A 13,614-nucleotide genomic window follows, 5' to 3' on the forward strand; every position below is an offset into this window, starting at 1 on the left:
TAAGGCGGGGGTCATGACGACCTCCGCCTCGCCTGATTCCGGCTCCGCATCCCACCGTCCCGTCCTGCGCCTTCTGCCGAAGGCCAACGCCCGCGCCATCCGCCGCGGTGCACCATGGGTCTTTGAAAACGAACTGGTGATGGATCGCCGCACCCGGGGCATCGCGCCGGGCACCATCGCCACGCTGGAGGACCACGAGCGCACGCCGCTGGCCACGGTGGCGGTCAATCCCGGCTCGAAAATCGTGGCCCGGGTGCTGGATCGCGAGATCGTCGAGATCGGCACGGAATGGCTGCGGGCCAAGGTTGCCAAGGCGCTGTCGCTGCGCGAACGGCTGTACGATGCACCGTTCTACCGGCTCATCCACGCGGAGGCGGACGGCTTTCCGGGCGTGATCGTGGACCGCTTCGGCGACACGCTGGTGGTGCAGCCGAACGCGGCCTGGGCCGATGCGCTGCTGCCGGTGCTGACCGAGGTGCTGGCCGAGGTGACGGGCTGTGCCAATGTCCTCAAGAACGCCTCGGGGCGAGGACGCGTTCTGGAAGGTCTGGACGATGCCGACGTCGTTCTCATGGGGGCCGCGCCCGAGGCGCCGGTGCCGGTGGTGATGAACGGCGCGACCTACATGGCCGACCTGACTGGCGGTCAGAAGACCGGCCTGTTCTACGATCAGCGCGACAACCATGCCTTTGCCGCGAAGCTGTCGGCCGATGCTTCGGTGATCGACGTCTTCAGCCATGTCGGCGGCTTCGGGCTGGCGGCTCTGGCGGGCGGCGCGCGAGAGGTTCTGTGCGTCGACGGCTCTGCTCCGGCGCTCGACCTGGCACGGGCGGGGGCCGATGCGATGGGCGTGGCCGACCGTTTTGCCACCCGGCAGGGCGACGCCTTCGACACGCTGACGGCGTTGCAGGAGGACGATGCGCGCTATGACGTGGTGGTCTGCGATCCGCCCGCCTTTGCACCGTCGAAACAGGCACTGGACAAGGGCCTGCGCGCCTACGAGCGGATCGCGCGGCTGGCGGCGGCGCTGGTGGCGGAAGACGGCTATCTCGTGCTTTGCTCGTGTTCGCACGCGGCGGACATGACGGCCTTTACCGGCGCCTGCCTGCGTGGCATCGGGCGCGCCGGGCGGCGGGCGGTCCTGATCCACACCGGGCAGGCAGGGGCGGACCATCCATTTCTGCCGCAACTGGCGGAGTCGGGCTACCTGAAGGCGCTGTTCTTCCGGCTGTGAAGGTTGTCCTCGACACCTGCGTCCTGTTCCCGACAGTGATGCGCGAGGTCCTGCTGGGCGTCGCCCGCGCCGGTCTTTACACGCCTCTCTGGTCTGAACGGATCCTTGAGGAATGGGCTCGCGCGGCACGCAAGCTGGGCCCGGGCGGAGAGACGCAGGCACGCGGCGAGATCGCGCTGGTCCGCGCCGCATGGCCCCGGGCAGAGGTGACATGGCCGCCGTCGCTTGAGGGCCGCTTGTGGCTGCCCGATCCGGCGGACGTGCATGTGCTGGCGGCGGCGGTCTCGGGCAGCGCCGACGTGATCGTGACGATGAACGCCTCCGATTTCCCGCGCAACGTGCTGTCCGAGGAGGGGCTGAGCCGCACCGATCCCGACGCCTTTCTTCTGGGGTTCTGGCAGGGTTCGCCCGAGATTGTCGGAGGTGTGGCCGAGCAGGTGCTGGCCGAAGCGCGGCGGTTGTCCGGCGACGACTGGGAGATGCGGGCGCTCCTGAAAAAGGCCCGTTTGCCGCGTCTTGCCAAAGCCTTGGCCTGAGATTGGCTGTCGCGGCGGGCCGCGCGCCCTTGCAGAACCGGGCGGCTCGGTCTAGACGTGCCTGAAACCCGATAAAATCCCTCGGACGTTTTGGGGCAGACGTGACGACACCGCCAAGGCTAGAGATACGCGACCTCGTGCGCCGCTTCGACGGGCAGACCGTGGTCGATCATGTGTCGCTGCAGATTGCGCCGGGGCAGGTGACCTGCCTGCTTGGGCCCTCTGGCTGTGGCAAGTCGACGACGTTGCGGATGATCGCGGGTGTCGACATGCAGGACGAAGGCACGATCCACGTCGACGGCAAGCTGGTCTGCGACACGGTCTTTCGCGTGCCGCCAGAGCGGCGTTCCATCGGGCTGATGTTCCAGGATTTCGCGCTTTTCCCGCATCTGAGCGTCGGAGAGAACGTGTCCTTCGGGTTGAAGGGCGGACGGTCCGAAAAACGCGCCACGGTGGAACGGCTGCTGGATCGAGTCGGTCTGCGGCATTACATCGACCACTATCCGCACCATCTGTCGGGCGGCGAACAACAGCGCGTGGCCCTTGCCCGGGCGCTGGCGCCGCAGCCGAAGATCATGCTGATGGACGAGCCTTTCTCGGGCCTCGACAACCGGTTGCGCGACGGTATCCGGGACGAGACACTGGACCTTTTGAAGGAAGAAGGCGCGGCGGTCCTGCTGGTCACGCACGAACCCGAAGAGGCGATGCGCATGGCCGATGAGATTGCGCTGATGCGGGACGGACGGATCGTACAACAAGGCGCGCCGTACAACATCTACAATGCGCCGGCTGACCGCGACGCGGTGGCATTCTTTAGCGACGTCAATGTCTTGGAGGGCAAAGTTCAAGGGGCGTTGGTGGACACGCCCTTTGGCCGGTTCCTTGCGCCGGGCGTCGCGGATGGCGGCGCGGTAGAGATCGTTTTCCGCCCGCAGCACGTGTCGATCGACTTCGACCGCGCCGGCAAGGGGCCGAACCCTACGGAGATCGCCGGCACCCCGGCCCGCGGCGTGGTGCAGCGCGCGCGCTTCATGGGGTCGGAAAGCCTTGTCGAGTTCGTGATGGATCACGACGGGCAGAAGCTGATCGCGACGGTGCCCAACGTTTTCCTGCCGAAGCCGGGCACGCCCATGTGGCTGAGCCTGCGGCGCGACCGCTGTTTCGTTTTTCCAGTGATCGGGAAAAACTAATTTGATTTCATTGCGTTGGAGTCCGTTCTTCAATCAGTTTGTGAAGAATGTAGACCCGTATGGACGATGCCAGTCCAACCTCGGGGTCTCGGGCCTCGTCGATCTCGGAGGCGAGGGCGTTGAGCGGCTTGTCCATCTCGGCGGCGATGCGCCGGAACTCCGACCAGAAGGCATCTTCGAGCGAGACGGACGTGCGGTGGCCTTTCAGGGTCAGCGACCGCTTGACCGGGCGGCCTGTCATTCCCGTTCGTGCCCTTCATGGTCGCGCCGCTCCTTGTCGGTGCGGGCCTTGGCCAATGCCTTTTGCGCCTTCGTCAGGCCATGCTGCGCGGCATTCGCGTCGCCTTCGCGGCGTTTGTCGTCGCGGGACTTCTGCTTGCGGAAACGGTTCAGGTTGACGACCTTGCTCATGACGGGATCCTAGCTGGCTTCGGTGTGACGTTCCATGGGTTTCAGGCGGACATGACAGGGCCGTCGAGCAGGTCCATCAGCGCCCCGAAGTACCCCTGGGAGCGGGCTGGCCGGGTCGGGTCGGAGGTGATGGCGGCCGCAATGTCCCGGTTCGTGTGGAAGGCGATGATCTGTCCGCCGTAGCCGCGCGCCAGCGCCCAGCCGGTGGCATTCAGGAACCAGCCGTAACCGTAGGAGAGGCCCGAGTAGGGCGAACGGGTCAGGGGTTGGACAGAGATGTCGACCCAGTCGGAGGGGATGACTTGTGTGCCCTCCCACCGGCCGCCGTCCCGCATCGTCAGCGCAACGCGCAGCATCGCGCGGGGCGTCAGCGCCATCTGGTTGCCACCGAGGTAGAAGCCCTGCGGATCGCGGATCCACGGGGGGATCTCGATTCCCAACGGGCGGCCCAGCCGTGTGCGCGCCTGTTCCAACAGGGTGAGGCCGGTCGCCTCTGCCAGCGCCGCGCCGAGCACATGGGTCGAGCCGGTGGAATAGAGCATCCGTCCGCCCGGTTCGGCCACCATGGGACGCGAGAGGGCGTTGCGCACCCAGTTGGAGGAGGCGACCCATGCGCCGTAGTTCGGGCCGGAGGTCCGCTCCAGCCCGGCGCGCAGGCTGGCGAGGTCGCCCAGCGTGATATCGGCCACCTTCGGATCGGCGTCGGTCGGGATCAGCCGGGGCGCCACGTCGCCGAGGGTCGCGTCCAGCGTGACCTCTTCGCGGTCGATGGCGCAGCCCAACAGCAACGAGACCATGCTTTTCGAGCAGCTCTTGATGTTGGCCAGCGCGTTGAGGCCGGGGCCGCCATAGGCGCGTGCGTGGATCAGCGTATCGCCCTTCTGGACAAGGATCGCGTGGAACTGGTCGTGCGCCCCTGCGAAGGCCGCGAACGGATCGTCCTCGGCCCACGCGCGGGAGACGAATGGCAGGGACAGGGCAGAGGCGAGGAGTGTTCGGCGTTGCATCCTCCTGAAATCGGAGGGAATCGCCCGAGGTCAACGGTCGGAGCTCTCACGTTTGCGCGGGTCAGACCGTGGGCGGACAAAAAACGCGCGCCCGGGTGGGGCGCGCGTCGGTGTCGTTCAGCGTTGGCGCAGGATCAGTCCTTCGGGCCGATCATGTCCTCGGGACGGACGACACGGTCGAAGGTCTCCTCGTCCACGAAACCGAGCGCGATGGCCTCTTCCTTGAGGGTCGTGCCGTTCTTGTGGGCGGTCTTGGCAACCTTGGTGGCGTTGTCGTAGCCGATGGTCGGTGCCAGCGCCGTCACCAGCATCAGCGATTCCTTCATCAGCTTCTCGATCCGCGCCTCGTTCGCCTCGATCCCCACCACCATGTTGTCGGTGAAGGCAGACGCCGAGTCGCCCAGAAGCTGCATGGATTGCAGGACGTTGTAGGACATCATCGGGTTGTAGACGTTGAGCTCGAAGTGGCCCTGAGACCCCGCGATGCCGACGGCGGCGTCGTTGCCCATGACATGGGCGCAGACCATGGTCAGCGCCTCGGCCTGAGTCGGGTTCACCTTGCCCGGCATGATGGAGGAGCCGGGCTCGTTCTCCGGCAGGATCAGTTCGCCAAGGCCGGAACGGGGGCCAGAGCCCAGCAGACGGATGTCGTTGGCGATCTTGAACAGGCTCGCCGCGACGGTCTTCAACGCACCGGAGAACATGACCATGGCGTCATGCGCGGCCAGCGCCTCGAACTTGTTGGGGGCGGTGACGAAGGGCAGGTCGGTGATCGTGGCGATGTTGCCGGCGACCATCTCGGCCCAGCCCTTTTTGGTGTTGAGTCCGGTGCCAACGGCGGTGCCGCCCTGCGCCAGCTCGTAGATGTCGGGCAGGCAGGATTCGACCCGTTCGATGCCCTTCTTGACCTGGTGCGCGTAGCCGCCAAATTCCTGGCCCAGCGTCAGCGGCGTGGCGTCCTGGGTGTGGGTCCGGCCGATCTTGATGATGTCCTTGAATTCGTTGGACTTCGCCTCCAAGGCGGCGTGCAGCTTCTTCAGGCCGGGCAGCAGGACGTCACGCGCCTGCATGCCGATTGCGACGTGCATCGCGGTCGGGAAGGTGTCGTTCGACGACTGGCCCATGTTGCAGTGATCGTTGGGGTGGACGGGGGACTTGGACCCCATTTCGCCGCCCAGCATCTCGATCGCGCGGTTGGAGATGACCTCGTTCGCGTTCATGTTCGACTGTGTGCCAGAGCCGGTCTGCCAGACGACCAGCGGGAAGTTGTCGTCGAACTTTCCTTCGATGACCTCCTGAGCGGCGGCCATGATCGCGTCGGCGACTTCGGGCGCCATTGTGCCGAGCGTCTTGTTCGCCTCTGCACAGGCCTTCTTGATGACGCCAAGGGCGCGTACGATCGGCACGGGCTGTTTTTCCCAGCCGATGGGGAAGTTCATGATCGACCGCTGGGTCTGCGCGCCCCAGTACTTTTCGGCGGGCACTTCAAGCGGGCCGAAGCTGTCGGTCTCGGTACGGGTGGCGGTCATCGGTGACTCCTGCATTTGTATGCGATTGCATGCCGGATAAAGGAAAGCGGGATGCTGGGCAATCGTGCAATCGCGCCAAGGTTTACTAAGGCCAGTGCCGCGCGCCTAGAGACGAATTGACCCAGCGGAACGGCCTATTCGTCGGCCCGCCGCGTTCCGGGCAGATGCACACGTACGAGGCTGCCACCGCCCTTGGCCTGCGTGGCAGACAACCGGCCCTTGCGCATCCCCAGAAGCCGGCGAAGCCCGAGCAGCCCGAAGCCATGGCCGTATTCGAAAGGCTTGCCGTCGAGAAAGTCGAGCGTTCCGCCGGGCAGGCCCTTGCCGTCGTCCTCCACCAGGACGTCCAGACCGTCGGGGGTGGCGCCGGCGCAGACGCGGACATGCACCCGGTCCTTGCCGGCGTGTTTCAGAGCATTGTCGACGAGATTGCGCAGGATGATCTGGAGCGCGGTCCGGTCGGCCGTCAGGCGGATCTCTTCGGCGTGGAGGTCGTGCAGCCCGCGCGGGTCGAGAACGGTGAAAATGTCACGGCAGAGCAGGTGAAGTTCGAAGCTCTCGATCCTTGCCTCGGCATTGCTGGCCTCGCTGAAGTCGAGCACCTCGCCGATCAGGTCCTGCGCCTTTTCGCTGACTTCGGACATCAGATTGGCGATTTCACGCGCTTCGGTTGCGTCTTCAGGCAGCTCATCGCGGATCAGTTCCGACAGTCCGAGGATCCGGCGCATGGGCGCGCGCAGGTCGTGGGCGGCGAACGCAAGATATTGCTCCATCTCGCAGCGGGCGCGTTCGACCCTTGCCAGCGTTTCAATGTCTTTCTTCTGAGCGGCCCGGATCGGCGTCAGGATCACCGATGTTCCGACGATGGCGATGACCTGTCCGTCATGTCCAAGGATCGGCGAAAGGGTGGTCTGCACTTCGGTTTCCGCCCCGTCGATGTCGAGCACCAGATCGTAGGTCTGTGCCGTGCGCGAAGCCATGACCTCCATGTGGCGCTGATAGGCGGCGTTGCCCAAGGTGTCATCGTAGACTTCGACCGCGGTGCGGCCCAGAACCTCATGCCGCGGGCGGGCGCCCAGACGCTCCGCCGCGCGGTTCCAGAAGGCATAGACGGGCGCTCCCTCCGCATCGGGGCGGAGAACGAATATCGGCACAGCGACAAAATCGAGAATGGCGAAGTTCAGAGGGTTCATCCCAATGTCGCCCGATACCAAGACAGGACAGTCCTCGGACGTTACGGCAATCACCCTTTAGGAAAGGTTCACTTCCGGAAGCGGTCCAGGCTGACGACCTCTGCGTCGTGGTGCTGTGCCTCGGGCTTGCCGGGACCGTCGCCGTCGGGGGTCGGATCGTCGTCGCCCTCGTCTTCCTCGCTGTCCTGGCTTTCGAAGCGCAGCCCGAATTCGACGGACGGATCGACGAAGGTGCGGATCGCGTCGTAGGGGATCGACAGCCGTTCCGGCGCATCGCCGAAGTTCAGCGTGATGGCAAAACCCTCATCGCCGACTTCGAGATCCTCGTACCAGTTCTGTACCACCACGGTCATTTCGCCGGGGTAGCGCTGTTTCAGCCAGTCGGCGAGTTCGACCTCCGGGTGGCGGGTGTCGAAGGTGATGAAGAAATGATGATCGCCGGGAAGCCCATGCTCCGACACGCCGGTCAGAACCTCCTGGATGAGGCCGCGCATCGCGCGGTGCATGAGTTTTCCGTAATCAATAGTATCGGACATATCGCGGCTTTCTTTTCGTTGCGCCCACCATATTGCTCTGGACGGAGAATGGAAGGGGGGAGTCAGACCTGCGCCAGCCCCCAGCCGGACAGCGCACAGACGGCCAGCACAAGCGGCACCGGTGCCTTCCGCGCGAACATCAGCGCGGCCAGCGCGATCAGCGGCAGGGCCTCCGGACGCAGGGTCGAGAGCACCGGCAGCGACAGCGACAAGGGGCCTTTGTCGATCGTGACCGTCTGGGCAAAGAGCGTGTGAAGCGCAAACCAAAGCGACAGGTTGGCAATGACGCCCACCACTGCGGCGGTGATACCGCTGAGGGCGGCTTGCAGGCGCGGGCGGGCGCGCAGCGTCTCCACATGCGGGGCAAAGGCGAAGATCCACAGGAAGCACGGCACGAAGGTCATCCAGAGCGTCAGCGCGCCCGCAGCCAGCGCCATGCGGACGCCGCCCGCGCTGTGTCCGGCAAGCTGCCCGACGAACTGGGTGACCAGGATCAGCGGGCCGGGGGTCGTCTCGGCCAGCCCGAGGGCATCGACCATCTGCGGCGCGGTCAGCCAGCCACGCATTTCCACGACATCCTGCGCCATGTAGGCAAGGACCGCATAGGCGCCGCCGAAGGTCACGACGGCCAGTTTCGCGAAGAAGGCCGCGAGATCGAACAGAAGCGTCTGTCCCGAGAGGTACAGGACCGGGAGCGGCAGCAGCCAGAGGACCAGCCACAAGAGGATCGTGGCCGGGGCGGTGCTGTTTCGGGGCGGTTCCGCCGGGGCGTCGGACGGCCCGTCCGCCGCGCCTCCGCCACGCAGTGCGCCCCAGGCCGCGGCCAGCGCGATGACAAGCGGGAACGGCAGGCTGAACGCGAAAAGGGCAAGGAAGGCCGCCACCGCAACCATGAAGTCCGGAGACCCTTTCAACGCCTTAGACGACAGCCGGTGGAGCGCCTGCACGACGATCACGATGACGCTCGCCTTGACGCCGAGCATCAGGGCCTCCGTCTCGGGCCGGGCGCCGTATTGGGCGTACAGCAACGCGAGGACCGCGATGACCGCCGCGCCGGGCAGCACGAAGAGCGCCCCCGCGATCAGGCCGCCGGTTATGCCGCGCAGGCGCCAGCCGGCATAGGTGGCAAGTTGCATCGCTTCGGGACCGGGCAGCAGCATGCAGAAAGAGAGCGCCCGGAGGAATTGCGCCTCGGTCAGCCAGGGGCGTTGTTCAACCAGTTCCCGATGCATGACGGCGATCTGTGCTGCCGGTCCGCCGAACGACAGCAGGCCGATACGCGCAAAGACACGGGTCAGGAGAGGGTAGGGCGTCATGATGCCCAAACGCTTAGGCGGGCTTCGTGACGTTCACAAGACGGATGGGCACAAGACGGATGAGGCGCGCAGGCGTTCAGGCAGTGGGCGCTGGCCAGTTCATCGCGATCAGCCATGCGGCGGGCAGCGCCTCCAGCAGGAACCAGACAAAGGCCTTGGGCTGCGGCGGTTTGTCCATGACCATGGAAACGAGGCGACCGGAAGCCGCGCCGGCATAGGCGATGCCCAGCATGGCATAGGCGAAATCCGCGCCGGCGACGAGGCAGCAGAGCCCCACGGCGACGAACAGGCCGCCAGCAGAGGCGCGCAACTCGCTTAGACCCATCGTGCTGTCGGCGGTCTTCAGGTCCAGGGCCTTCGCGGCGAAGCGCGGGCTGACGAAGGCCATGCCACCGAAGGCGATGGTCATCAGCGCAATGAGAATGTTGAGCAGGTCTGTCATCCGGGTCCGCCTTGCTGGTGCGAACGGACGTAGCGGACAAGTGCTTTGCGGCAAGAGTGCGCGGCGCGATGACGCTGTCTTGCGACCGGCGGAGCGCGGTCAGGCGCTTCAGGGGCAGCGTTGATCGCCCAGGCCACGTTCGTTGCAGGGTGCTGGACCGGGTGTCGTGTGCGGCGTGTCACCCGGTGTGCCATAGATCGGCGGCTCTCTATGGTGTTGGCCGCCCAGGGAAAGCTCGCGCGCTTTTTCCATCACGTCGAACCGCGTTTGGGTCGTCTGTGTGGGCTTGTCGTTCTGATGCACAGGCGCGCCACAGGCGGCGATGAGCGACATCACGATCAGCGAAAGCAGCGGGCGCATGGCGGAACTCCGGACGGTCTGCGTTTCGGCGTCGCCGGTCCTGCGTCCGGGAGAGGCGCGAAACACCAGATGCAATATGGATATGTCTCGAAAGGTGAAGTGCAGGCTTCTGTTGCCAGGTGCCTGCGAACCCCGCCTTACGCTGCTAGGCGCAAGGACTTAGATTTCGGTCTCGTCACTGCTTACGCAGCAACTGCAACCGGAGCACGATTGTCGTTGGCAATTGTACTTTGTGAACCGATAACGGTGGTATCTCACCGGGACAAAGCTACATCTTTACGCGTTCGTCGATCCTGTTTCGGCCCCATTTTCCCCCAACGAAGGGATGTTTGGTGGAGCCGCCGGGTACCGCCCCCGGGTCCGATCCGTTTATTACATGCGCGTTTATGCCCATAGTTCCCTGAGGAACATCTCTGATATAGGCGCCGTCGGGCCGCTTGCAAAGGGGGAAACCGACACGAATTCGGCACGTTTTTGCGCCGGGCCGGGCTTGGTCGATTCTTGGCCAACCCGGAAACTTGTTCAGGGTCCACGGCCTGCGCGATGTGTCGTCACGACAGGATCTGCCCACCGTGACGCACTCTTTCAGCCCTTCGGCTTGCTGTCCGCCAGGCGCTCGAACGCGGATTGCAGGGCCGCGTCGGTGAACGGCTTCTGGACGATCTCGCAAGGGGGGTAGGTTTCCACAAGCGCCTGATTGTCGCCGTAGCCGGTCGCCAGCACGAAGGGCACCCCGAGGGCGTGGAGCCTTTCGGCGACGGGCAGCGATTGCTCGTCACCGAGGTTCACGTCCAGAACGGCATGATTGGGCGTCACCGTCTCCAGCCAGGCCATCGCATCGGCGACGGACGAGGCGATCTCGACAGGGGAAGCGCCCATGTCTTCGAGCATGGCAGCCGCATCCATCGCGATGATCAGCGAATCTTCCAGCACCAGGGCCGGTCCGCCGAAATCGGTTGCGGTGGCCTCCTGCTTGACCGGTGCGGGGGTCTGCGGCGCGGCGGCCACGGTTTCGATCAATCCGGCCAGAATGTGTGGCGGCAACCGGAAGTGCGCCTCGACCCCGGTCATCTTGTAGTGGATCCGGGAATCGCCCTTCAGTTCATGCGGGATAGACGTCTCGATGATGACCGTTCCGAAACCGCGGCGTTCCGGCGGCGACACCGGCGGGCCACCCCGTTCCAGCCAGTCGATCAGCAGGCCGCCCGCATTGTCCCGCGAGATGTGGATATCCACGCGTCCGCCGCTGTCGCAAAGCGCGCCGTACTTGACGGAGTTGGTGGCCATCTCGTGCAGGACCAGTGCCAAGGTCGTGTAAGCCTGCGGTTTCACCAGAGCATCCGGACCGGTTACGTTGACACGCTCCGACTTGCCGTTGGCGTAGGCCGCGAATTCGCAGAGGATCAGCTCCCGAAGCGAGGCTGGTTCCCAGTGATCCGCCGTCAATTGGTCGTGCGCGCGTGCGAGCGCATGGATGCGCCCGTCGAGGTTGGCGGTGAACTCTTCCAGAGTGGCCGCGGATGCGCGCGACTGCGACAGGAGTCCGCGCATCAGGTTCAGGATGTTGCGGACCCGGTGGTTGAGTTCGGAGATCAGCAGCTCTTGCTGTTCCTGCGCACGTTGCCGTTCGAGGTTCGCCGCATCCGTCACTTTCAGGAAGACTTCAAGCAGGACGGTGCGCAGCAGGTTGGCGGCGTGCACTTCCTGGGTGGTCCACGGTGCGGAACGGCCGGTCGCGGCTTCTTTCCAGACGTCGAACGACTTGCGCGGCGTCAGGCGCACGCCGTTCGGGCCGACTGTGACAGGCTTGTTCGGGTCGCCCGCCCAGGACACGGTATCGTTGATCGGGCGACGGAAGAGCACCAGATAGTCGCGCGGACGCTTGGAAATCGGAATGGCCAGAAGGCCGGCAATGCGGTCTTCGTAGTCGCGCGCGGGTTCATGGACGTTGCCGAGGCAATCGGTGTGATAGTTCTGCGAACCGATGGAGCGGTCGAGGAAACGCGCGATGCTCCGGAATTCCTCGGCCGAAGTCGTCGCGCCGATGCAAGTCGGGGACTCTCCGTCGTAGAGGCAGAGGCCGTCGTGCGGCAGGACCGACTGGATGTCGTCGCTGACCGCCAGCAGGCTTTCGGCCAGCTCCTGACCGTCAACCATGTGGGTCATCAGCCGGCTTTGAAGCCGGTTGGTGTTCACCTCGGCGATCTTGCGCTGCCCGTCTTCGAACCGCGTGAGTTCGTAAGAGAACATGTGCGCGAACATCTCAAACGCCGTGCGCCGTTCGTAGTCGATGTAACACGGGCTGTGGTGGTGGCAGGCAAACAGTCCCCAAAGCTCACCGTCCTTCATGATCGACACCGACATGGAGGCGCTGACACCCATGTTCTTCAGGTACTCGATATGGATGGGAGAGACCGCGCGCGTCACGGACAGCGACAAGTCCACCGGTGTGCCGTCCACGGTCTGGGGCGGACAGATCGCGCTGCCCGGATCGTCGACATCGGAGATCAACCGCAGGAGCGAGCGCTTGTAGAGCGCCCGGGCCTGTGCCGGGATGTCGGATGCCGGGAACATCAGGCCCAGATACTTCTGACCGCCGTCGCTCCGGGTCTCGGCCAACACCTTGCCGGACTTGTCGGCCTGGAACTGGTAGAGCATGACGCTGTCGAAACCGGAGAGCTTGTGAAGCGCGACGGTCGCCCGGCGGGCGAGGGTTTCGAGGTCAACGCAGCCGCGAAGCTGAAGGATATGCGGATAGACCTCAGACATGACGTCGCTGCCACGCAAGACGGAGCGCGGCTCGAACTCGACGATCATGTGGCGTCCGCTGCCGTGCAGGGACACGTCGAAGCTGCGGTTGTCGTTCAGCACGGTCACGCCGAACAGCCTCACGACTCCATCCGGCGTGTCGGTGAGATGCATGCTTTTCCGCATCCGTTCGAACGCGTCGTGGACGATCAGTTCCTGCAGCCGGCGACCGATGGCGTCGCCGTGGTCAATTCCGAGGATATCGCCGAGGTTTTCGGAGGCGTGCTGGACGATCCAGTCCGTCGTTACCGCCAGCAGTGCGCCGTAGGATTGTACCCGGCCCAATTGATGGATAGGTTCGCGGTCGCAATTGGTGAGATCCACGCTGTCGCTGCCGGGGCCCGAAGCCCTTGCGATTTTCATATAGGCGACCCTTTCAGTCCGGTTGGTTCAAGAGGCATGCGCTGCGGCTGCGCGTTCGAAAATCCTAAACGCTTCCATAGCGTCCGCGACGATGCGGTCCGCCTCCGGACTGCGCGCGGCCATCTGGTCCAGGACAGCGCAATGGCGCTGCCAGACCGGTCCGACCGGAGCGGCAAGGAAATAGCGTGGCACGGCGATGTTCGGTTCCGCCTTGACCAGCCTGCGCCGGATCACCTCAGTTCCCAACCGCGATCCCAGCACAATGTAGTCGATTGCCACAGGATGCAGAGGCTGGCCAGCTTGACCTTGCGTCGACCCGGGGCCGACATCGCTGAACAGCCGCCTTAGCAGGTCCACGATGATGTCCCGGCTGAGAAGCGCCCTGTTGTCTATGGTGCGATTGCACAGCGCCAGAACGGCCGCTTGTTGTGCGCGGAGGAACTCGTTGAGATTGGCATGGGGATCTTGGAGAACGTGGTCAAAACTTTGTTCGACACGGGCGTGGTCCAACCGGGTGTCGTTGCGAATCCTGTGCCGGAGAGACAGCGTATCCTGTCCCCCGGACAGCGATACATCTGCTAATAAAATCAACGTCAGTCTACCTTCCTTGGAATTCCAGAATCGTACAACGCAGAAACACTGCAATTGTTCCGCAGAATTCTTAACGCTCTGCATTTTTTTTGAGAAGA

The 13,614-nt window shown here is 64.6% G+C and carries 14 protein-coding genes and 1 other RNA gene; 3 read left to right on the forward strand and 12 right to left on the reverse strand.

Annotated elements, in window-relative coordinates:
* Nucleotides 1-13: 13 nt before the first annotated feature.
* The 3 genes from ABFK29_RS11615 to ABFK29_RS11625 all read left to right on the forward strand — a co-directional run bounded on the left by ABFK29_RS11615 (nucleotide 14) and on the right by ABFK29_RS11625 (nucleotide 2,960).
* Complete coding sequence (locus ABFK29_RS11615) at nucleotides 14-1,234, forward strand: RSP_2647 family RNA methyltransferase (RefSeq protein ID WP_005858140.1); 1,221 nt, start codon at nucleotides 14-16, stop codon at nucleotides 1,232-1,234.
* A complete protein-coding gene (locus ABFK29_RS11620; RefSeq protein WP_005858142.1) occupies nucleotides 1,231-1,770 on the forward strand; it encodes an RSP_2648 family PIN domain-containing protein in 540 nt (179 codons plus the stop codon). The genes ABFK29_RS11615 and ABFK29_RS11620 overlap by 4 nt, the downstream gene beginning before the upstream one ends.
* Before the next feature lie 101 nt (nucleotides 1,771-1,871).
* Entirely contained in the window at nucleotides 1,872-2,960 is a 1,089-nt protein-coding gene (locus tag ABFK29_RS11625) for an ABC transporter ATP-binding protein (RefSeq protein ID WP_040604403.1), read from the forward strand.
* A 7-nt stretch (nucleotides 2,961-2,967) separates the two neighbouring features.
* Here the strand turns inward: ABFK29_RS11625 and ABFK29_RS11630 are convergent, their stop codons facing one another.
* The 12 genes from ABFK29_RS11630 to ABFK29_RS11685 all read right to left on the reverse strand — a co-directional run bounded on the left by ABFK29_RS11630 (nucleotide 2,968) and on the right by ABFK29_RS11685 (nucleotide 13,600).
* Nucleotides 2,968-3,201, reverse strand: coding sequence for a ribbon-helix-helix domain-containing protein (locus tag ABFK29_RS11630; RefSeq protein ID WP_005858146.1), 234 nt, complete (start codon nucleotides 3,199-3,201; stop codon nucleotides 2,968-2,970).
* Nucleotides 3,198-3,371 (reverse strand): DUF4169 family protein, encoded by a 174-nt coding sequence (locus ABFK29_RS11635; RefSeq protein WP_005858148.1) that lies wholly within the window; start codon nucleotides 3,369-3,371, stop codon nucleotides 3,198-3,200. The genes ABFK29_RS11630 and ABFK29_RS11635 overlap by 4 nt, the downstream gene beginning before the upstream one ends.
* A gap of 41 nt (nucleotides 3,372-3,412) precedes the next feature.
* Nucleotides 3,413-4,378 carry a serine hydrolase domain-containing protein gene (locus tag ABFK29_RS11640; protein ID WP_005858150.1) on the reverse strand — a complete coding sequence of 322 codons (966 nt, stop codon included), beginning with the start codon at nucleotides 4,376-4,378 and terminating at the stop codon, nucleotides 3,413-3,415.
* Nucleotides 4,379-4,512: 134 nt separating this feature from the next.
* Nucleotides 4,513-5,907, reverse strand: coding sequence for a class II fumarate hydratase (fumC, locus tag ABFK29_RS11645; protein ID WP_005858153.1), 1,395 nt, complete (start codon nucleotides 5,905-5,907; stop codon nucleotides 4,513-4,515).
* A gap of 134 nt (nucleotides 5,908-6,041) precedes the next feature.
* On the reverse strand, nucleotides 6,042-7,100 hold the full coding sequence (locus ABFK29_RS11650; protein ID WP_347099578.1) for an ATP-binding protein: 1,059 nt from the start codon (nucleotides 7,098-7,100) through the stop codon (nucleotides 6,042-6,044).
* Nucleotides 7,101-7,168: 68 nt separating this feature from the next.
* Complete coding sequence (locus tag ABFK29_RS11655; protein WP_040605088.1) at nucleotides 7,169-7,636, reverse strand: SspB family protein; 468 nt, start codon at nucleotides 7,634-7,636, stop codon at nucleotides 7,169-7,171.
* Between the two features lie 62 nt (nucleotides 7,637-7,698).
* Nucleotides 7,699-8,952, reverse strand: coding sequence for a chromate efflux transporter (gene chrA, locus ABFK29_RS11660; protein ID WP_040605102.1), 1,254 nt, complete (start codon nucleotides 8,950-8,952; stop codon nucleotides 7,699-7,701).
* Between the two features lie 76 nt (nucleotides 8,953-9,028).
* Complete coding sequence (locus tag ABFK29_RS11665; RefSeq protein ID WP_005862978.1) at nucleotides 9,029-9,394, reverse strand: DUF4345 family protein; 366 nt, start codon at nucleotides 9,392-9,394, stop codon at nucleotides 9,029-9,031.
* 108 nt (nucleotides 9,395-9,502) lie between these two features.
* Entirely contained in the window at nucleotides 9,503-9,754 is a 252-nt protein-coding gene (locus ABFK29_RS11670) for a hypothetical protein (protein ID WP_083803518.1), read from the reverse strand.
* A gap of 98 nt (nucleotides 9,755-9,852) precedes the next feature.
* Nucleotides 9,853-10,202: a transfer-messenger RNA gene (ssrA, locus tag ABFK29_RS11675) on the reverse strand.
* A 137-nt stretch (nucleotides 10,203-10,339) separates the two neighbouring features.
* Nucleotides 10,340-12,925 carry an HWE histidine kinase domain-containing protein gene (locus ABFK29_RS11680; protein ID WP_005862982.1) on the reverse strand — a complete coding sequence of 862 codons (2,586 nt, stop codon included), beginning with the start codon at nucleotides 12,923-12,925 and terminating at the stop codon, nucleotides 10,340-10,342.
* Between the two features lie 27 nt (nucleotides 12,926-12,952).
* Nucleotides 12,953-13,600, reverse strand: coding sequence for a hypothetical protein (locus tag ABFK29_RS11685; RefSeq protein ID WP_005862984.1), 648 nt, complete (start codon nucleotides 13,598-13,600; stop codon nucleotides 12,953-12,955).
* Nucleotides 13,601-13,614 lie beyond the last annotated feature (14 nt).

It is taken from the genome of Sagittula stellata E-37 (assembly GCF_039724765.1).
In the GTDB taxonomy this organism is placed as follows: Bacteria; Pseudomonadota; Alphaproteobacteria; order Rhodobacterales; family Rhodobacteraceae; genus Sagittula; species Sagittula stellata.